Below are 18,180 nucleotides of genomic sequence, written 5' to 3'. Positions count from 1 at the left end.
TTCTGGGCACAACACAATGATGGGATGACCCAGTGAAACCCTCCAGCCCTTTGCCGCCACCCAGCCTCAGGTGCAACGGCTGAAGATCACCAGCGAACAGTGCTAGGGGGTCAACCGGCTCCACTGGCCTTCGGAGATCACCTCGATGTTACCGTCCACCACTTTGATGGCGGTCTGGTCATCAATCGCGTAACACGGCACCGTCATGCCAGCCGCCCACCGCGTTGCAGAGGTTACGGTGTTCCAAGGGAGATCCGGGTGATCCAGGTGTGGAAAAATCGAGAAGTCGACGACCCCTAGGGTACGGTCGTCGGCTGCGGACGGCCAGTTGACGAAGTCGACGCCGATCCGAGGCGTCATGACCATGCTCCCGGCACTGAGCCCCACCCAGACGGTCTCGGAGAGCGAAGGCAGGAGTTCTGCCAGTCCGGATTCCCGCATCCAGTGGCCCAGGTACGTCGCGTCGCCACCATCCACGAGCAGCACGTCCGTTTCCTGGACCCACGGCATCCACCGATCTCGGCCGATACTCGGGAGCGCGGTCAGTTCGAGGACGCCGACCGATTTCCATCCCAGACCGCACATGGTCGCTGGGGTCTGGTCGGTGATGAACCGCCGCGCGGAGGCCGGGCCACACATCGGGTGGCCCCACTGCGCTGTCGGGATACACAGGGCGCTGGACTCAACGATCGGTTTGCCAAGCATGCCGACCAGGGCGTTGTGGATACTTGGGTTGGTGATGCCGCCGGAAGTGAGCAGAAGTTTCATAGGTTCCCTCCTGACTGATCTTTGAGCACTGAAAACGAGAGGTTTGGTGGCCGCTGTCAATGGATCGCCTGTGGTAGCCACCCCCCCCATTCTGCTCCTTGCGGATTCAGCAGTCTCAATTTCAAATCTATTGTTGACAAATTCTGTTATATATTCTTTGGGTGTTCGTAAGACTGGTGGGAGTCGTCCGAGCCTCCCGCGGCCTAAACTGAGGCAATGCACGTTGACGATCTGCCGGTGCTGCCGACCACTCCCGGCGTCTACATTTTTCGCGGCAAGGGGGGCACGCCGATCTATATCGGCAAGGCCAACAACATCCGCAGCCGGGTAGGGCAGCACTTCAAGGCGGGCGGCAAGTCGGGCCGCTTTACCCGCGAGGCCTCGGAACTCGAATGGATCTCGGCACGCAACGAAGTGGAAGCGCTGGTGCTGGAAGCCAACCTGATCAAGCAGCACCGGCCCCACTACAACGTGCTGCTCAAGGACGACAAGCATTACCCCTTCCTGAAACTGACGCACGAGGCCTTTCCGATGCTGGTCGTCACCCGGCGGGTCATCAAGGACGGAGCCAGCTATTACGGCCCGTACCCGGACGCCTCCGCCGTGCGTCGGGTCAAGCACCTGATCGACACCATGTTTCCGCTGCGCAAGAATTCCGGACTGCCGATGCAGAAAAAACCGCGCCCCTGCCTGAACTTCCACATGGGCCGCTGCCTGGGGCCGTGCGTGGACAAAGCCGATCCCGCCGAGTACGCACGGGTGGTCGACGACGTGAAGGCACTCCTGGAAGGCCGGGCGGCGGGCGTGGTGGCGCAGCTCAAGGTCGATATGAAGGCGGCGGCCCAGGGACAGGACTTCGAGCAGGCGGGCCGACTGCGTGACCGACTGCAAGCGGTGGAGAAGCTGTTCGGCACCGAGCAGGCCGCCATGCAGACCGGCAGCGACGATCTGGACTTTCTGGGCTACGCGCAGGCGGGCGAGTTCGCCATGGTGCAACTTTTCAGGATGCGCGGCGGGCGGGTGGTGGGGCGCGACAAGCGGTTCCTGACCGGGGCCGACGAGGCAGGGGGTGGGGAGATTCTGGGGGCGTTCGTGCAGGATTACTACGCCCAGGCCACCCACGTGCCGCCGCTGATCTTGCTGCCCGCCGAATACGCCGACGCGCCGCTGTGGACCGATCTGCTCAGCCAGCGGGCCGGGCACCGCATCGAAATGAGACTGCCCAAGCGCGGCGACAAGACCGAACTCACCGAGATGGCCCAGCGCAACGCCGAAACCGGCCTCGAATCGGAGCTCGCCCTTCTGGAGCGCCGGGGCGACCATCCGGGGCTGGACGCCCTGCGCGAAGTGCTGGCGCTGCCGGAGCGGCCCTGGCGCATCGAGGGCTATGACAATTCCAACCTGTTCGGCACCAATATCGTCTCGGGCATGGTGGTGTTCGAGGGCGGGCGCTCACGGCGCGGCGAGCACCGACGCTTCAAGGTGAAGGGCCTGGACCATCCCGACGACTACACCTCCATGCGCCAGACCGTGACCCGGCGCTTTTCGGGGAGCCTGTCCGACAAGTTGCCGCTGCCGGATTTGATCGTCATCGACGGCGGGCGTGGGCAGGTCAACGCGGCGCTGGACGCCCTCAAGGAAGTCGGGGTGAACGTGCCGGTGGTGGGACTCGCCAAGCGCGAGGAGCGCATCATCTTGCCGGGGCGCTACGGCGCGCAGTTCTGGCTGACCGGCGGCTCGGAAGTGGGCGTGGACCGCGAACTGCTGCTGCCGCACACCCACCCAGCCTTACGGGTCCTCATCGGCGTGCGCGACGAGGTGCACAACTACGCCATCACCTACCACCGCAAGCTGCGCGGGCAGGACATGCTCAGAAGCGTCTTCGACGACCTGCCGGGCATCGGCGAGAAACGCCAATACGCCCTGCTGGAACACTTCTCCAGCCTGGAAGATCTGGGGGCCGCCAGCGTGGACGAGATCGCCCGCGTGCCGGGCATGAACGCGCGCGCCGCGCAGAGCGTCAAGGATTTTCTGGCGGCGAGGGCAGTCAACGGGCAGCCGAGCTGAGGGCAGAACCGGCTTAAGCGCTCTTATCGCGCCCCAGACTCCATCCCCCCACTAGCCCGCCTGCGACGGCCAGCAGGCCCGATCCCCAGCACACCAGCCGGAAGCTGTCTGCGAACGCCTGCTTGACCGCCAGTACGGCGGCAGCCGTCTGAGTGGCCCTGAGACCGCTGGGCACCGGCACCTGGGCGAGGCGGGCGCTCTGCGCGGTCATGCTGCGGCGAACCGACTCGGGCAACTCGGCGGCTTGCAGGAAGGTGTCGAGCGCTCCCCGGAAGTGGCTGAGCATCAGCAGGGTGAACACGACCAGCGCGATCAGGCCCGCTGCCCGTGACACGGCATTGTTGACGCCCGAGGCGGTGCCGGAGTATTCACTGCCCACCGAGCCCATGACCGCCGCCGTCAGCGGGGCCACCGTGATCGCCATGCCCAGACCGATCACCAGCATGGACGGCAGCACCTTGGTCCAGTAGCTGCCGCCCACACCCAGGCCGCCGAGCAGGGCGAAACCCAGGCCCGCCAGCACCGGGCCAGCCGTAAGCAACCAGCGGGGGCCGATGCGGTCGGCCAGACCGCCGAAGTAGCCGGACAGCCCGGCCAGCAGCAGCGAGAGCGGCAGAAAGGCCGTACCCGCCAGGGCGGCGCTGTAGCCCTGCACCCCGATCAGGTTGAGTGGCAAGAAGAACAGCGCCGCGCCGAGGGCGCCGTAGAGCAGGAAGGTGAGCAGGTTGGTGCCGGAAAAGGCAGCCGAGCGAAAGAGGCCCAGCGGCAGCATCGGTGCCCTGGCGAGGGCTTCCCAGAGGACAAACAGCCCCAGCACTGCCGCGCCGCCCAGGGTAGTCAGCAGCGGCAGGCCAGCCAGACCGCTGGCTCCAGCGCGGATCAGGCCGTACGTCAGCGCGCCGAGGCCCAGCACCGCCAGCGCCGAGCCGATCAGATCGGGCCGGGCGTCCGTGGGGGTGGGCTGAACGCTCGGTACCGCCCGCAGGCTCAGCAGCACCAGCACCGCCAGCGGCAGGTTGATCAGAAAAACGACGCGCCACGAGGCCGTATCGACCAGCACGCCGCCCAACGCCGGGCCGAAGATGGTCACCAGGCTGGTCGTGGACGACCACAGCCCGATGGCCCGCCCGCGCGAGTGGCCGGGAAAGACAGTGTTGATCAGCGCCAGGCTGCCGGGAATCAGCAGGGCTCCGCCGACCCCCTGAAGGATGCGGGCGGCGATCAGCAACTCCAGACTCGGCGCGAGGCCGCAGCCCAGCGAGGCCGCCGCGAAGATCAGCACGCCCAGCCCGAACAGCCGCTTGCGCCCGTAGAGGTCGCCCAGCGCTCCGCCGGTCAGGATCAGGGCGGCCAGCATCAGGGTGTAGGCGTTGACCACCCACTGCGCCGCCGCCAGATCGGCCCCGAAGTCCTTTTGCAGAGCGTTGAGCGCCACATTGACCACCGAACCGTCGATGAAGGCCATGCTCGACCCCAGCACGGTGGCGATCAGCGTCCAGCGCTGGGCCGCAGTGAAGGGGGCCGGGACGGCGGGGGTCACGACGCTTCAGTGTAGGCGCTGGGGTGCGGTTCCGCTTGAGCTTCCGCGGTCTGATCTTCGGCGATGTCGGTCAGGTCCATGGCGCGCAGTTCGGGAGCCAGGTAAGCGGTGACGCCCACCACGATCAGGGTCACGATGCCACCCAGCCAGACGCTGCGGGCGGTGCCGAGCAGCTTGGCCGCCACGCCGCTCTCGAAGGCCCCCAATTCGTTGCTCGCGCCGATAAACATGCCGCTGACGGCGTTGACCCGCCCGCGCATGTGGTCGGGGGCCTTGAGCTGCAAGGTGGCGTTGCGAATGACCATGCTGATGCCGTCAAAGAGGCCGGTGGCGACCAGCGCGGCCACGCTGAGGTAAAAGTTGCGCGACAACCCGAAGACGATGATGCTGACGCCGAAGCCCGCGATGACAATCAGCAGGGTGCGCCCCGCGTTCTTGCCGGGCGGGCGGCGGGTGGCGTAGAGCATGACGGCCAGCGCCCCGATGCTGGGGGCCGAGACCAGCACGCCCAGGCCGGTCGGCCCGACCTTCAGGATGTCGGAGGCGAAGATCGGCAGCAGGGCCACCGCGCCACCGAACAGCACGCTGAACAGATCGAGCGCCATGCTGCCCACCAGCACCTGCCGCTGGAGCACGAAGGCCAGGCCTTCTTTGATGCTCTGGACGAACGGCTCGCCCGCTTTGAAGGTGGGAATAGGTTTGGGCTTGACGAAGAAAACGCAGCTCAGCGAGACCAGCAGCAGCACGAAGGCAAAGATGTACGAGCCGCCCGCGCCCACCGAAGCGTAGAGCACGCCGCCGAGCGCTGGGCCGAAGATCGAGGCCGCCTGCCCCGCGCTCGATCGCCAGGCCGAGGCCCGCAGCAGCAGTTCGCGCGGCACCACCTGGGCCTGAAACGCGGGCAGCGCCGGGTCGGAGAAGCCGCGTGCCACCCCGAGGGTAAAGATCAGCGCCAGAATCGGTACGGTGCCGTAGACGGACGCGTGACTGGCGTAAAGGGCAAAGCCCAGGGCGCACAGCACCTCCACCGAGATGGTCATCAGCAGGATGCGGCGGCGGTCGTTGCGGTCGGCCACCACGCCACCGAAGAGGGCCAGACTCAGCGCGGGAATGGCCTCCACCAGCCCCAGGAGGCCCAGCGTCAGGGGATTCTTGGTGATCTGGTAGAGCTGGTAGGCCACCGTCAGGGCCACGGCGCGGCTGGCCAGGGTGCTGGTGACGGCGGCCAGCAGCATGGCGCGGAATTCGGGCAACTGGAGAACGGCGCGGCTGGACGCAGAGTCGGTCACTTCACGGGCGGACATGGGCCGCAGTCTAGGCCCGACGGGGCCTTTACTTCGTGGGGGACAGAAACGTGTTCAGTTCATCTTCGGCCTGGGCCTCGCTCTGAATCACCGCGCCGAGCTGGGTTCTGGCCCAGGTGAGCTGGCGCTTGGCATACTGGCGGGTCTGGAGCGTGATCTGGTCAAGGGCCGGCTGGGCGCCGAGTTGCTGACGGGCGACAGCCAGCGCCTCACGGTAGCCAAGCACCTGCCAGACGGTGGCCGACCCCGACGGCGCAACCTGCTCAGCCAGCCAGGCGGCCTCCTGGGGCCAGCCCGCAGCGAGCATGACCCGGACGCGCTGTCGGATGCGACTTTCCAGATCGGGCTGACTGAACGCGAACACCTGGTAGCGGTAAGCGGGTGGGCTGTGGCCGAACTCGCCGGGGAAGCGCCCGGTGCGGCGGAAAATTTCTAGCGCCCGGACAACCCGGCGCGGATTGCGCTCCATCCGGGCGGCTTCCTGGGGGTAGCGGGCGGCAATCTCGGCCAGCAGGGCGTCGAGGCCGCGTTCCTCCAGCTCGGCTTCGACCTCGGCGCGGGCGGGCGGGTCACTCGGCGGGGTCAGCGGCAGGCCACGCAGAAGGGCCTTGAGGTAAAAGCCGCTGCCGCCCACGATCAGCGGGACTTTTCCCCGGCCCAGGATGTCTGTGATGGCCTCCTCCGCCAGCCGCAACCACCGGGCCACGTCGAAGGAATCGGTCACGTCCGCCACGTCGAGCAGATGGTGCGGCACTTCTTGCTGCTCGGCAGGTGTGGGCTTGGCGGTGCCGATGTCGAGTCCCTTGTAGACCGTGAAGGCGTCGGCACTGATAATTTCAAGCGGGGACTGCCGGGCCAGCCGCAGGGCCAGGGCACTCTTCCCGGCGGCGGTGGGTGCGGTGAGAATCGGCAGCATCAAGCTGGGGCCGCCGGGAAGCGGAGCTGGCGGCGCTCCCAGGTGAAAAAGCGCTTGAGCAACGTTCGCAGGGCAAACAGGGCCACGAACAGAGCGATCTGGTGCCAGGTCTGCACATCGAGGGTCTTGAGCAGGGTGGCGCCCACCTTGAAATTCAGCGCCGTCAGCGCGCCGTCGGCGATAAGCAGTCTGGCCCTGGCGGCGTTGGTTTCGTTCCAGCCGTGCAGCAAGGCCCACAGTGCGGCCAGGACGTAGCCAACCAGGGCCAGGCTACCAACCCCCTCGATGATCAGGGCGGCGGGAGCGGTCCAGGCATTCACGGGTCACTCAACGCAGGCAGGGCGGCCGGGCGGCTGCGCCTCGCCTGCGAGTCGATTTCCTGCTGCAAGAAGTAGTTGAGCAGGGTCCTGAGCGCGGCGATGGCGGCCAGCTTGCCGATCTCCTCCCAGCTCGGTGCGATGGCCGTTCGCAGGATGTCGGCGGCCAGTTCGAACTCCAGCGCCACTGCCAGCCAGCGGGCCAGCTGCAGCCGCACGTTCTCCTTGGCCTCGTCTGGGGCCGCCGGGAGCGCGAAAAAGACGCTCAGCGCCCGCCAGGTGGCTTGCAGGGCCGCCAGCGCGATGATCAGACCGGCGGCTCCCTCCACGCCCGAGGCGAGATAAAAGGTCCACTGTTTGAAGAGTTCCTGCACGAGGAAGACTGTAGAGGATCGGGGGAGCACCCGTTGCAAAGCATGGCAATTATATATTCTAGACTGACTGCATTCCCCGCTTCGCCTGCGCTAGTATGCTCGCCTTGACCCGTGGCCCTGGACTCCCTCCAGCCCGCCCAGGAGGACCATCATGAAAGCGCACATCATCACCTACGGCTGCCAGATGAACGAGTACGACTCGCATCTGGTGCAGTCTCAACTCGTCTCGCTGGGGGCCGACATGGTCGACTCCATCGACGAGGCCGACTTCGTGCTGCTCAACACCTGCGCGGTGCGCGGCAAGCCGGTCGACAAGGTCCGCAGCGTGCTGGGGCAGTTGCGCAAGGAAAAGGCCGTGCGCCCGCTGGTGATCGGCATGATGGGCTGCCTGGCACAGCTGGAGGAAGGCCAGCAGATCGCCCGCAAGTTCGAGGTAGACGTGCTGCTCGGGCCGGGCAGCCTGCTCGACATCGGCGCGGCGCTGGAAAGCAACGAGCGCTTCTGGAGCCTGCAGTTCAAGGACGAACTGCACGACCACATTCCGCCGCCGCCGGTGGGCAAGTTGCAGGCGCACCTGACCATCATGCGCGGCTGTGATCATCACTGCACCTACTGCATCGTGCCGACCACGCGCGGCCCGCAGGTCAGCCGCCACCCCGACCAGATTCTGCGCGAACTTGACAGCCTGCTCGGTGCCGGGGTGCGGGAAGTGACCTTGCTCGGCCAGAACGTGAACGCCTACGGCTTCGACGCGGGCGCGAAACTGGCGGGCTACCCGAGCTTCGCCGACCTGCTGCGGATGGTGGGCGGCAGCGGCATCGAGCGCGTCAAGTTCACGACCAGCCACCCGATGAACTTCACCGAGGACGTGGCCGTGGCGATGAGCGAAACGCCCGCCGTATGCGACTTCGTGCATCTGCCGGTACAGAGCGGCTCGGATAGGGTGCTGCGCCGGATGGCCCGCGAGTACAGCCGCGAGAAATACCTGACGCACATCGGCCAGATCAAAAAACACCTGCCGGACGCGGTGCTGGCCACCGACATCATCGTGGGCTTTCCCGGCGAGACGGAAGAGGATTTTCAAGACACCCTGAGCTTGTACGACGAGGTCGGTTTCGACTCGGCCTATATGTTCATCTACTCGCCCCGGCCCGGGACGCCGAGCTACAAGCACTTTCAGGATCTGCCGCGCGAGGTCAAGACCGAGCGACTCCAGCGCCTGATCGTCAAGCAAAAAGAGTGGAGCGCGAGGCGCAACGCCCGCTTTCAGGGCACGCTGCAGGAAGTGCTGCTGCGCGGCGACGCCTACTCGGCGGGCCACCTGGAAGGCCACACGCGCGGCAACCACCCGATCGTGGTGCCCAGGGCCATCGGTGCAGAGGGCGCGGGGCTGTACCGGGCGCGGGTGACGGCCACCACGCCGCACATGTTCTACGGCGAACTCGTCGGCGCGGATGGTCAGGCGCTGCCGCTGCTGCCCAACCTCGCGCCGGAAGCGGCGGGGCTGACCAGTCCGCTGATGATGGTTTGAGCAGGCTGCTCCGCCTCACTTCATGAACCCGCCGCGCCCGGCTTCTCACTGCCCGCACCCGCACAATCGCAGCATGATTGTTGCTGCCCGCGCCGCTGCCCTGCTGCTCGCCTGCTCTGCCTCCGCCCTGGCCGCGCCGCCCGCCGCCACCCAGCTCTCGGGCATCCGGCACGAGTACCAGCGGCTCAACAACTGCGGCCCCGTGACCATCGGGATGGCCATGAGCTACTGGGGCGGCCGCCAGACGCAGGCCCAGATCGCGCCGAAGCTCAAGGACGACGCCTTCGACAAGAACGTGAATTTCAGCGAGCTGAAGCCGTATGCCGAGGCCCAGGGCTACGTGGTGCATCAGGGGGTGGGCGGCACGCTGCCGCTCCTCAAGTCGCTGATCGCCAGCGGCTACCCGGTGATGGTGGAAACCTGGTTCGTGACCGGCAGCGACGGCGGCATGGGCCACTACCGCCTGCTGAGCGGCTATGACGATGCGGCGGGCACCTTCCGGGCCTTCGACTCGTACCTGGGGCCGAAGCTGAGCCTGAACTCCGCCGGGTTCGACCGGCTGTGGCGCGGCTACAACCGCAGCTACATGGTGGTGGTGCCGCCGAACCGGGCCAGCAAGCTCAGGGCGCTGCTGGGCACGGCGCATCAGGGCCAGGCAATGTGGCGCGGCGCGCTCAGGACGGCGCAGGCGGAGGTGAGGGCCAGGCCCGACGCTTTCGGCTACCTCAATCTGGGCGCGGCCAAACTGCATCTCGGAGATGCACGCGGCGCGGCGCGGGCCTTCGATGCGGCGCAGAACAGCAAACCCGACGCCTCGCTCGATCCGACCCGGCCCGCCTCCGCCGTGGGCGGCTGGCCCTGGCGCACCCTGTGGTACCGCTTCGAGCCGCTGGAGGCTTACCTGCGGGTGGGCCGCAAGACCGAGGTGCAGCGCCTCACCGCCGCCGTCCTGCGTGACACGCCGGGACACAAGGAGGTGCTGGACTGGCAGCGGCGCAGTCGGTGAGACCCGGCACGGCACGCGCCCGCTCTCCCCTGCTACACTCCGGCCCATGCGCCTGACTGCCCTCGTTTCCGGAACCGTGCAGGGCGTGGGCTACCGCCTGTATGTGCAGCGCCACGCCCGCGACCTTAACCTTGTCGGCTTTGCCGAGAACATGAGCGACGGGCGGGTGGAAATCGTCGCCGAGGGCCACGAGGAAGATTTGCAGCACCTGGCCCACCAGCTCCGGCGCGGCCCCAAGCACGCCAGGGTGCTCAGCGTGGACACCCAGTGGTCGGAGAGCACCGGGCTGGCCGGGTTTCACATTTACTGAAAGGAGCGCTCAGCCGTCTAGGCCGATGCCGAAGCCCTCGTCGAGCGCCGAGGTGCTGTAGGCGCGGAAGGCCAGCATGGTCTGGGTCTTGAGGATGCCGGGGAGCTTGCGCAGGTGGGCCGTAACCACGTCGTCGAGGTCGTCGTAGCTGGGCAGCTTGAGCATCGCCACGATGTCCCAGTCGCCGGTGACGCTGTAGACCTCCTTGACGTGCTTGACCTGGGCCAGCAGGGCGGCGGTTTCGGGAATGCGGGCGCGCTCGGCCTGAACCATGACAATCGCAGTGACCATACCTGGAGTCTAGCGGCTCTCGGCGGCGGTGGCCGCCTCCACCTGCGTCGCCTGAATGGCCGTCAGCGCGATGGTGTAGACGATGTCGTCGACGAGTGCGCCTCGCGAGAGATCGTTGACCGGCTTGCGCAGCCCCTGAAGCATCGGCCCCACCGCCACCACGCCTGCCGAACGCTGCACCGCCTTGTAGGTGGTGTTGCCGGTGTTGAGGTCGGGAAAAATGAAGACGGTGGCCCGGCCCGCCACCTTGGAGCCGGGGGCTTTTTGAGCGCCGACACTCAGCACGCTGGCGGCGTCGTATTGCAGCGGGCCGTCGACGTTGAGGTCCGGGCGGCGCTCGCGCACCAGCCGGGTCGCCTCGACCACCTTCTCCACGTCCTCGCCCGAGCCGGAGGTACCGGTCGAGTAGCTGAGCATCGCCACCCTCGGCTCGATCCCGAAGGCCGCCGCCGAATCCGCCGACTGAATGGCGATGTCGGCCAGCTCCTGGGCATTGGGATTGGGATTGATCGCCGCGTCGCCGTAGACCAGCACCTGTTCGGGCATCAGCATGAAGAAGATGCTGCTGACCAGGGCCGCTCCCGGCGCGGTTTTGATGAGTTGCAGCGCGGGGCGCACGGTGTTGGCCGTGGTATGCACCGCGCCCGACACCAGGCCGTCCACCTCACCCAGTGAGAGCATCATGGTGCCGAGCACCACGTTGTCTTCGAGCTGCGCCTCGGCCATCGGCTCGGTCAGTCCTTTGCTCCTCCGCTGCTCGACCATCGGTGCGACGTAGCGCCCCCGCACCGCCTCGGGGTCCAGGATTTCCAGCTCGGGCGGCAGCATCACGCCCTGGGCCTCGGCGACCACCCGCACCCGCTCGGGGGAAGCCAGCAGCACGCAGCGGGCGATACCCTTTTCGTGGCAGATCACGGCAGCTTTGATGGTGCGCGGCTCGTCCCCTTCCGGCAGCACCACCCGCTTGGCGGCGGCGCGGGACTGCTCGACCAGATAGTGCCGGAAAGCGGGCGGGGTCATCCGGCGCTCGCGCAGGGCGGCGGCGCCGCTCAGCAGCCCCCTCAGCGGCTGGATATCGAGGCGGTCGGCCATGAATTCCAGGGTGCGCTCCAATCTTTCCAGGTCGTCGAGCGGGATCTTACGCTCCATCTGGGTCAGGCGTCCGGCGGTGGTGTAGGTGTTGGCCGCCACCTGCAGTACCGGCATCGAGCCGCTGAGCGCCGAGCGGCACAACCGGGCAATCGAGTCGTCGGGCGCGCTGCCCGCCGTGAGCAGCAAGCCCGCCAGCGGCACGCCCGAGAGGTGCGCCAGGCTGGCGGCCATCACGATGTCCTCGCGGTCGCCGGGGGCCACCACCAGTGCGCCGGGCTTCAGGAGATCGGCCACGTAGGGCGCGCTGCGGGCCGAGACCACCGTACTGAGAACGCGGCGGGTACTCAGTTCGCCCTCGTTGAGCACGGTGGCTCCCAAGATGCGGGCCACATCGGTGGTGCGCGGCGCGTACAGCTCGGTCTGCTCTCCCACCACACCGAGGAGCGGCAACTTGCCCCCGGCCAGGCTGGGCGCGTGGCGGCGCAACTCGGCCAGCGCCGCGCCGAAGTCGGTGCCCAGCGGCACGTGGTTGAGAATCAGCCCCGCCAGCCCGCCGCCGTCCGAGCGGTCATAATCGCGGGCGGTAATTTCCAGGCTGTCGCCGAGCGCGCCCACCCCCGTGCTGCCCAGGCCAGAGCCGGATTCCGCGCCACGCATCGAGGCCACCAGCACCGCCTCCGCGCCGAGCGTGCGCGAGATCAGGGCGTTGAGGCCGCCCGCATAGCTGTTGCCGCCGCTGAGATTTAGCCCCTCGACCACCACGATGTCCGCGCCGCTGCGGGCCTGCTCGGCGAGGGCCACGATCTCTTCGAGCAGATCGTCGCTGTCTTCACGTCCCAGCAACATCTCGGCGTGGGCGCGCGGCAGGGGATCAGGAACGGTGTGCAGGAAGGTGCGGGCAAACACCGTGCTGCGGTCCAACGCGCCGTGGTCCTGGGCAATCGGCTTGAGAAATGCGATGCTGGCTCCGCTGCGCGCGAGGGCGCGGGCCAGGCCGAGCGCCAGGCTGGTCAGGCCGACATCCTGGCCGACGGGGCCGACGAAAAAGGTGGTTGTCATGGACGGTTCCTCATGAGGAGAGTGTACCCTGGCCGGGCGATTGGTCAGCCCCAGCTTTTCCTGGCAGCAAGTTTTGTATAGTGACCGCTATTAGATACGTTTCCTTCCAGATTAGTCACAGGCGGGCGAGAACCTCGTGCCGGGCCTGCCCTTCTGTGTGCTTCCCGTCTTCTGAAGCGAGAGCACAAGTCCGCCAATCGGCCCACCCTCCCGCTCCCTTATTTCCCATCTGCTTTCAGAGGTTCGAATGACCAAGGCCAACGACGACATCAATCTCTTGCAGGTATTCAGTACCCTGCGCCGCAGCCTATTGCCGATCCTGGGGGCGACGGTGCTGATCGGCGCAGGCACCTACTTGGTGTCGCGTTCGCAAGCGCCAGTCTATGAATCGCGCAGCAGCATCATCAGTTTGTTCAGCAACGCGGGCAACCAGGTGGTCAACAACACCCTGGTCACCGCGCCACCGCTGCCGCAGGGTGCACTCGACGAAGCCCTGCGCTCCAGCAGCGTGACCAAAGCCATCATGCAGACCGTGACGGCGGCGCAGCTCGGCCCCAAGCCCACCGAGCAGATTCAGAAAGGGCTGCAGGCCAGCCTGGCCACCGGCGACAGCAGTCTGATCAAGGTCAACTCGCGCCTCGATACCCAGCAGCGCGGCGTCTACGAGATCGTGGCCCAGGCCGGGACGCCCAGGGCCGCCCAGGTGCTGTCCGGGGCCACGGTGAGCGCCCTGCTCGGCTGGGACGGTGCCCGTGCCCAGCGCGGCGTCACCAACGCCCGGCGCAACATCGAGGCCCAGCTCAAGGCCCTCGACACCCGCCTGGCCACAGTGCCGGTGGGCAGCCCTGACAACCTGAGTCTGACGGCGGCGCGCGGCCTGCTGCTGCAAAACCTCTCGCAGGTGGCTGTGCTGGAGCAGACTTCCAGCGGCACCCTCTCGCCAGGAGCCGATCCCAGCGATCCGGTGACGCCGGTCGCGCCCCGGCCTGCTCGCAACGCGGCATTGGCAGCTCTGCTGACACTGTTTGCCGCCAGCGGCCTGACCCTGCTGCTCAGTTCGCTGCGCGGGCGGGTCAACAGCGCCGCCGATCTGATGCCGCTGGGCCTGCCGCTGCTGGGCCAGGTGCCGCTGCTGGGTCGGCGCGACCTGAACGGAGGCATGGTGCGGGCCAGCCGCTCGGGCCGACTCTACGAGTCGTTGGGCTTCTTGCGAATCAACCTTAGTAGTGTGGGCGGCGAGAACACTAAGATTCTGGCCATCACCAGTAGTCGCCCCGGTGCGGGCAAGAGCAGTCTGGCGGCCACCCTCAGCGCCAGCTTCGCCGAGGAAGGCCGCAGGGTACTGCTGATCGACGCCGATTTGCACCGCCCTACCCAGCACCGGATTTGGAACATGGCCAGCACCCAGCTCGTGCCGCTGGCGGGCGCGCAGACGGACTTGAGCGCAGCGCAGGCCACCCTGCCGTTCGCCTTGCAGCACCCGGACCTCGCCTGCGCGGTGCATGACCCGGCGTATCCCAACTTCGATCTGCTGCCCGCCGGGCAGGCCAACCGCCAGGGCCAGCAACTGCTCAACCGCCCCGATCTGGCTACGCTGCTACACCGCTGGGCCAGCGGTTACGACTTGGTGGTTGTCGACACGCCGCCGATTCTGGCGCTGGCCGAGACCCTCAAGCTGGCGATCAGCACCGACGGCGTGGTGCTGGTGGTCGAGTCGGGCGAAACCAGTCTGGACGAACTGGAGCGGGTGCAGCAGATCGCTCAGCAAAATGGCGTCAAGTTGCTCGGCACAGTAATCAACAAGGTGCCGCGCTCGGAGCAGAGCTACTATTACGGGTATAATTACGCGGAGCCGGAGCAGAAGTGAACGAACTTGCGGAGATCAAAATGGATGAAGTAAGTACACAATTGCCTTCGGTACAGATTTTCGGCCTTGGTTATATTGGACTCCCAACGGCAGCAGTAATGGCTGATGCAGGCTTCCGGGTTCACGGTGTAGATGTTGTAGTGAGAGTGGTTGACACCATTAACCGAGGACAGATCCACATCAGTGAACATGGACTGGAAGATCTCGTAAAGACTGGTGTCGCGTCGGGACGATTGTCTGCTTCTATCCACCCTAGAGAAGCCGACGTGCACATCGTTGCAGTTCCAACACCAATCCACGCGGATAAATCGCCAGATATTGATTATGTGGTCTCCGCTATTTCACTGGTATCGAGCATCCTAAGGAAAGGCGATCTTGTCATTATTGAGTCTACCATTCCCCCACGTACTTGTGCGGATGTAATAGCTCCGCAAATAGAACGTGAGACAGGATTTAAATCGGATAAGGACTATTATCTTGTTCACTGCCCAGAGCGTGTTATTCCAGGGAAAATTCTGCAAGAGATAGTCAACAATGACCGAATCATTGGAGGATTAACCGAAGAGGCAACGCAATATGCCGTGGGAATTTACAATCGCTTCGTAAAAGGCAAGCTTCTACAGACAACGGCGACTACAGCTGAAATGTGCAAGCTAATGGAGAATACTTTCCGTGATGTCAATATTGCGCTTGCGAATGAATTTGCTGCGATTGCAGAAAGATTGGATTTTGACGTATTTAAGGCTATTGAGTTAGCTAATCATCATCCGAGGGTCAACATCCATACTCCCAGCATCGGTGTCGGCGGCCACTGCATACCCGTTGATCCGTGGTTTATTGTCGATGCTGCTCCTGTAGAGTCACAGTTGATTCGGAGAGCAAGACAAATTAACGATGCTAAACCTAATGAAATTAGCCAAAAAATACTCGCGATTATAAACGAAAATAAAATTGAGTCAGTAGCTTTACTCGGACTCACATACAAAGCAAACGTAGATGATTTTCGTGAATCCCCTGCCGTTGAGATCGCTCATATTCTTTCAAGGTCCACCAACGCAACGATATATATTGCTGATCCATTCATTTCATCTTTCCATGCCCAGAACCCATCTGAAAAAAACATGAGATCTTCAGAATATTTAGACGCGATTTATAATTCAGAGTTAGTAGTCAAGCTGGTCGATCATAACGAGTATGAAAATTTAATTATAGACAAGGATAAGAAATACCTTGATGTTAAAAACAATTTTGTCCTACAAACAGCGCAGTCAGTTGAACTATGATCAACACATGAATTTAATGCGCAAAATTGAAAATAATAGATTCGCAAAAAATACGCTGATACTTGTCGGGGGTACAGCATCTGGACAACTTATTCTTGTAGCCGTCTCGCCCTTACTCACTCGTCTTTATTCTCCCGCAGATTTCGGTGTTCTCTCTGTATATATATCGATTTTGGGTCTTACCTCTATAATATCGTCCTTGCGATATGATCAAGCTATATTACTTCCAAAGGAAGAAAAAGTTGCTACAGATGTTTTAAATTTATCCCTAGTAGCTGCTATCTTTAGCGCAATTTTTAGTAGTGTTGTGATCATTGCTATTAAGTCGGTGCCTCTTATCAACCTAAAGTTGGCTCCTTTCGCGCAGTTTTTTTGGATTATCCCGTTTGGCATCCTAACGAGTGGATTTTATCAAAGTCTCTCGAGTTGGGCAGTAAGAAATCAAAATTTCTCATCAATAGCTACTACCAGGCTTTATCAAGGTGCTATCAGTGCATTAATACAAGTAATTTCTGGGTTTTTAGGATTAAAGCCGTTTGGCTTAATACTGGGACAATTTATGGGTCAATTCATGGGAACAAATAATTTATGGAGATCATATACGCAATCCAAGCCGGTAGATTACAAACTTGAAATATCAAACTTGAGATACTCTGCCCATTTCTATAGAAGATTTCCTCTTTTAGCTATGCCTGCTTCTCTTTTAAACAGTAGCTCCCTCCTTGTCCCACCAATTTTATTAGCGTTTTTGTATGGCTCCCATGTTGCAGGTTGGTTTGCCCTCGCTCAGCGTGTCATTGGAACTCCTATGACCGTTATTGGCGGTGCGGTTTCACAAGTTTACGCTGGAGAAGCGGCCGTTCTCATAAGTAAAAATTCCTATAGGGAATTGGATGTATTGTTCAGTAGAACCATCAAACGCACTTTACCTATTGTATTTCTTATTGTAATTTTGGGATTCATTGCGCCATATCTGTTTCCCTTTGTGTTTGGAGAAGCTTGGCAGAGGGTGGGAATTTATACATCTATCCTATCCTTCGCTTTTGCCAGTCAAATCTTGATTTCGCCAGTTTCCTCAACGGCAAATCTAGTTGGTAGACAGGACCTACAGTTAATTGCCGATATATCAAGGACATTCTTCACTATTCTTGGAATTTATATATCATACGCATCGAAACAAAACGATATAGTCGCTGTATCAGTTATAAGTGGAATCTTGACATTTCACTATCTTATTTTCTATATTCTAAATCGCTACTCGATCAAGAGTTTGGAACGCAATACTATATGAGACTTAGTGAACAAGAGGTACTGAAATGGGAGTAAATAAAATAAAAATCATAACGCCATTTTCTGACATAGAGAGTGTACCGAGAATGGCAAAATTGCTAGATGCTCTTGATGCTTTAAACGTAGAGGTGGAGCATTGGTGTTGGCTACGAGAGCAAAGGGAACAAAAATATCACAGCAATAATATACACCCACGAGTATTACTAGTTGGCGGTGGATATTCCAATAAGACCCTCATATTATATTATATTATATTCTTTCTAAAAGTCACAAGCGCTCTTTTTTCCACAAAGGGCGAGAGATTTTACGCTATAGGATTTATTTCGTCAATTCCTTTGGCCTTAATGTCGAGGAGTCGTAAAATTGAGTATATTTTCGACAATAACGATAATTTTTCGAAAAGTCACAAATGGCCCAAGCCGCTAAAGTATATAATTGAATGTTTTGAAAATTTAATAGCATCGAGAGCGAAAATTCATATAGTTCCTTCGAAATTTAGATGGATGAAAGCAGATAAAAATCTAAGATTTCTGCCAAATTTGCCGACTAAAAAGACAGTAGCTAGAGCGAAGGAGTTATCAAGAAAGGAGAATTACGATAGAGATGGAAAGTTTACGATATATGTAAATGGTCTACTTACATTACCGAGAGGGATAGATAAAATCTACCATATTGCAAAATATATTGATGCAGACAAATCACGAATTATTGTCGCAGGCAAACTAATCTCCGAGGAGGCTAGAGAGATGGTCAAGCTTCCCAGTGTTGAGTATTTAGGAGAGCTTTCAAATTATGAATCACTTGCGCAGTACTTTCGCTCAAATCTAGTTTTGACTTTGTATGATCCCTCAATAGAAATAAATCGTCTAGCCGAACCCAATAAATGGGGGGACTGCATAGCAACTTCGACACCTTTTCTCGTCAATAATGAAGTGCAAACAGCAAAAGAATACATTGATAGTGGAATTTGTTTTTCTTGTCCTTATGAGAATAAATCTCTACTTCCTCTGATAAATACTTTAATCGCCAATCCTAGACTCTTGACTGAGGCCGAAGAGAAAATGAGTGCCTATAATCAACTAGACTGGGAGGATAGGATGCGCGAAATACTAGAAGAATTCTTTGTCGATAATAGTTATGTATAGGCACTTCTCTTTAGAGTCCA

16 protein-coding genes are annotated in these 18,180 nt (G+C 61.5%); 8 read left to right on the top strand and 8 right to left on the bottom strand.

Annotation, left to right across the window (positions count from 1 at the left end; all coding sequences use genetic code 11):
• Positions 1-102: 102 nt before the first annotated feature.
• On the bottom strand, positions 103-768 hold the full coding sequence (locus GUI70_RS09580; protein WP_161882084.1) for a Type 1 glutamine amidotransferase-like domain-containing protein: 666 nt from the start codon (positions 766-768) through the stop codon (positions 103-105).
• A 216-nt stretch (positions 769-984) separates the two neighbouring features.
• Here GUI70_RS09580 and uvrC point away from each other — a divergent pair, with 216 nt between their 5' ends.
• A complete protein-coding gene (gene uvrC, locus GUI70_RS09575) occupies positions 985-2,835 on the top strand; it encodes an excinuclease ABC subunit UvrC (RefSeq protein WP_161882083.1) in 1,851 nt (616 codons plus the stop codon).
• Between the two features lie 13 nt (positions 2,836-2,848).
• Here uvrC and GUI70_RS09570 read toward each other — a convergent pair whose 3' ends face one another.
• From GUI70_RS09570 to GUI70_RS09550, 5 genes are read right to left on the bottom strand one after another with little or no spacing between them, the layout of a single operon-like run.
• Positions 2,849-4,375 carry an MFS transporter gene (locus GUI70_RS09570; RefSeq protein ID WP_161882082.1) on the bottom strand — a complete coding sequence of 509 codons (1,527 nt, stop codon included), beginning with the start codon at positions 4,373-4,375 and terminating at the stop codon, positions 2,849-2,851.
• Positions 4,372-5,679, bottom strand: coding sequence for an MFS transporter (locus GUI70_RS09565; RefSeq protein WP_161882081.1), 1,308 nt, complete (start codon positions 5,677-5,679; stop codon positions 4,372-4,374). The genes GUI70_RS09570 and GUI70_RS09565 overlap by 4 nt, the downstream gene beginning before the upstream one ends.
• Positions 5,680-5,707: 28 nt before the next feature.
• Complete coding sequence (gene miaA, locus GUI70_RS09560; RefSeq protein WP_161882155.1) at positions 5,708-6,595, bottom strand: tRNA (adenosine(37)-N6)-dimethylallyltransferase MiaA; 888 nt, start codon at positions 6,593-6,595, stop codon at positions 5,708-5,710.
• Positions 6,595-6,915, bottom strand: a complete 321-nt coding sequence (locus GUI70_RS09555) for a DUF1622 domain-containing protein (RefSeq protein ID WP_237724811.1) — start codon at positions 6,913-6,915, stop codon at positions 6,595-6,597. Before GUI70_RS09555 ends, miaA begins: the two co-directional genes overlap by 1 nt.
• Complete coding sequence (locus tag GUI70_RS09550) at positions 6,912-7,286, bottom strand: DUF1622 domain-containing protein (protein WP_161882080.1); 375 nt, start codon at positions 7,284-7,286, stop codon at positions 6,912-6,914. Before GUI70_RS09550 ends, GUI70_RS09555 begins: the two co-directional genes overlap by 4 nt.
• Before the next feature lie 151 nt (positions 7,287-7,437).
• Between GUI70_RS09550 and miaB the strand changes: the two genes are divergently transcribed.
• The 3 genes from miaB (at position 7,438) to GUI70_RS09535 (ending at position 10,133) form a co-directional block, all read left to right on the top strand.
• On the top strand, positions 7,438-8,817 hold the full coding sequence (gene miaB / locus GUI70_RS09545) for a tRNA (N6-isopentenyl adenosine(37)-C2)-methylthiotransferase MiaB (protein ID WP_161882079.1): 1,380 nt from the start codon (positions 7,438-7,440) through the stop codon (positions 8,815-8,817).
• A 73-nt stretch (positions 8,818-8,890) separates the two neighbouring features.
• Positions 8,891-9,823, top strand: a complete 933-nt coding sequence (locus GUI70_RS09540) for a C39 family peptidase (RefSeq protein WP_161882078.1) — start codon at positions 8,891-8,893, stop codon at positions 9,821-9,823.
• Positions 9,824-9,869: 46 nt separating this feature from the next.
• Positions 9,870-10,133, top strand: coding sequence for an acylphosphatase (locus GUI70_RS09535; RefSeq protein WP_161882077.1), 264 nt, complete (start codon positions 9,870-9,872; stop codon positions 10,131-10,133).
• Between the two features lie 9 nt (positions 10,134-10,142).
• On the opposite strand, the gene GUI70_RS09530 is transcribed toward GUI70_RS09535, so the two are convergent.
• A complete protein-coding gene (locus GUI70_RS09530) occupies positions 10,143-10,424 on the bottom strand; it encodes an Lrp/AsnC family transcriptional regulator (RefSeq protein ID WP_161882076.1) in 282 nt (93 codons plus the stop codon).
• Between the two features lie 9 nt (positions 10,425-10,433).
• A complete protein-coding gene (gene pta, locus GUI70_RS09525) occupies positions 10,434-12,575 on the bottom strand; it encodes a phosphate acetyltransferase (RefSeq protein WP_161882075.1) in 2,142 nt (713 codons plus the stop codon).
• A gap of 247 nt (positions 12,576-12,822) precedes the next feature.
• On the opposite strand from pta, the gene GUI70_RS09520 reads away from it, so the two are divergent.
• Genes GUI70_RS09520 through GUI70_RS09505 form a run of 4 tightly spaced genes read left to right on the top strand, consistent with a single transcriptional unit; the run spans position 12,823 to position 18,160 of the window.
• Positions 12,823-14,442, top strand: coding sequence for a tyrosine-protein kinase domain-containing protein (locus tag GUI70_RS09520; RefSeq protein ID WP_161882074.1), 1,620 nt, complete (start codon positions 12,823-12,825; stop codon positions 14,440-14,442).
• Positions 14,439-15,725, top strand: coding sequence for a nucleotide sugar dehydrogenase (locus GUI70_RS09515; protein WP_161882073.1), 1,287 nt, complete (start codon positions 14,439-14,441; stop codon positions 15,723-15,725). The genes GUI70_RS09520 and GUI70_RS09515 overlap by 4 nt, the downstream gene beginning before the upstream one ends.
• A gap of 7 nt (positions 15,726-15,732) precedes the next feature.
• Positions 15,733-17,016, top strand: a complete 1,284-nt coding sequence (locus GUI70_RS09510) for a lipopolysaccharide biosynthesis protein (protein WP_161882072.1) — start codon at positions 15,733-15,735, stop codon at positions 17,014-17,016.
• A 25-nt stretch (positions 17,017-17,041) separates the two neighbouring features.
• Positions 17,042-18,160: a glycosyltransferase family protein gene (locus GUI70_RS09505; RefSeq protein ID WP_161882071.1), complete on the top strand. Its 1,119-nt coding sequence runs from the start codon at positions 17,042-17,044 to the stop codon at positions 18,158-18,160.
• Positions 18,161-18,180 lie beyond the last annotated feature (20 nt).

Origin of the sequence: Deinococcus alpinitundrae, assembly GCF_009982895.1 — a bacterium.
Classification (GTDB): Bacteria; Deinococcota; Deinococci; order Deinococcales; family Deinococcaceae; genus Deinococcus; species Deinococcus alpinitundrae.
This window is presented reverse-complemented; position numbering and strand designations above follow the sequence as displayed.

Excerpts from the sequence above, each read along its gene's own strand:
- GUI70_RS09580 (WP_161882084.1), bottom strand. The coding sequence starts at position 768 with ATGAAACTTCTGCTCACTTCCGGCGGCATCACCAACCCAAGTATCCAC.
- uvrC (WP_161882083.1), top strand. The coding sequence starts at position 985 with ATGCACGTTGACGATCTGCCGGTGCTGCCGACCACTCCCGGCGTCTAC.
- GUI70_RS09565 (WP_161882081.1), bottom strand. The coding sequence starts at position 5,679 with ATGTCCGCCCGTGAAGTGACCGACTCTGCGTCCAGCCGCGCCGTTCTC.
- miaA (WP_161882155.1), bottom strand. The coding sequence starts at position 6,595 with ATGCTGCCGATTCTCACCGCACCCACCGCCGCCGGGAAGAGTGCCCTG.
- miaB (WP_161882079.1), top strand. The coding sequence starts at position 7,438 with ATGAAAGCGCACATCATCACCTACGGCTGCCAGATGAACGAGTACGAC.
- GUI70_RS09540 (WP_161882078.1), top strand. The coding sequence starts at position 8,891 with ATGATTGTTGCTGCCCGCGCCGCTGCCCTGCTGCTCGCCTGCTCTGCC.
- GUI70_RS09535 (WP_161882077.1), top strand. The coding sequence starts at position 9,870 with ATGCGCCTGACTGCCCTCGTTTCCGGAACCGTGCAGGGCGTGGGCTAC.
- GUI70_RS09530 (WP_161882076.1), bottom strand. The coding sequence starts at position 10,424 with ATGGTCACTGCGATTGTCATGGTTCAGGCCGAGCGCGCCCGCATTCCC.
- pta (WP_161882075.1), bottom strand. The coding sequence starts at position 12,575 with ATGACAACCACCTTTTTCGTCGGCCCCGTCGGCCAGGATGTCGGCCTG.
- GUI70_RS09520 (WP_161882074.1), top strand. The coding sequence starts at position 12,823 with ATGACCAAGGCCAACGACGACATCAATCTCTTGCAGGTATTCAGTACC.
- GUI70_RS09510 (WP_161882072.1), top strand. The coding sequence starts at position 15,733 with ATGAATTTAATGCGCAAAATTGAAAATAATAGATTCGCAAAAAATACG.
- GUI70_RS09505 (WP_161882071.1), top strand. The coding sequence starts at position 17,042 with ATGGGAGTAAATAAAATAAAAATCATAACGCCATTTTCTGACATAGAG.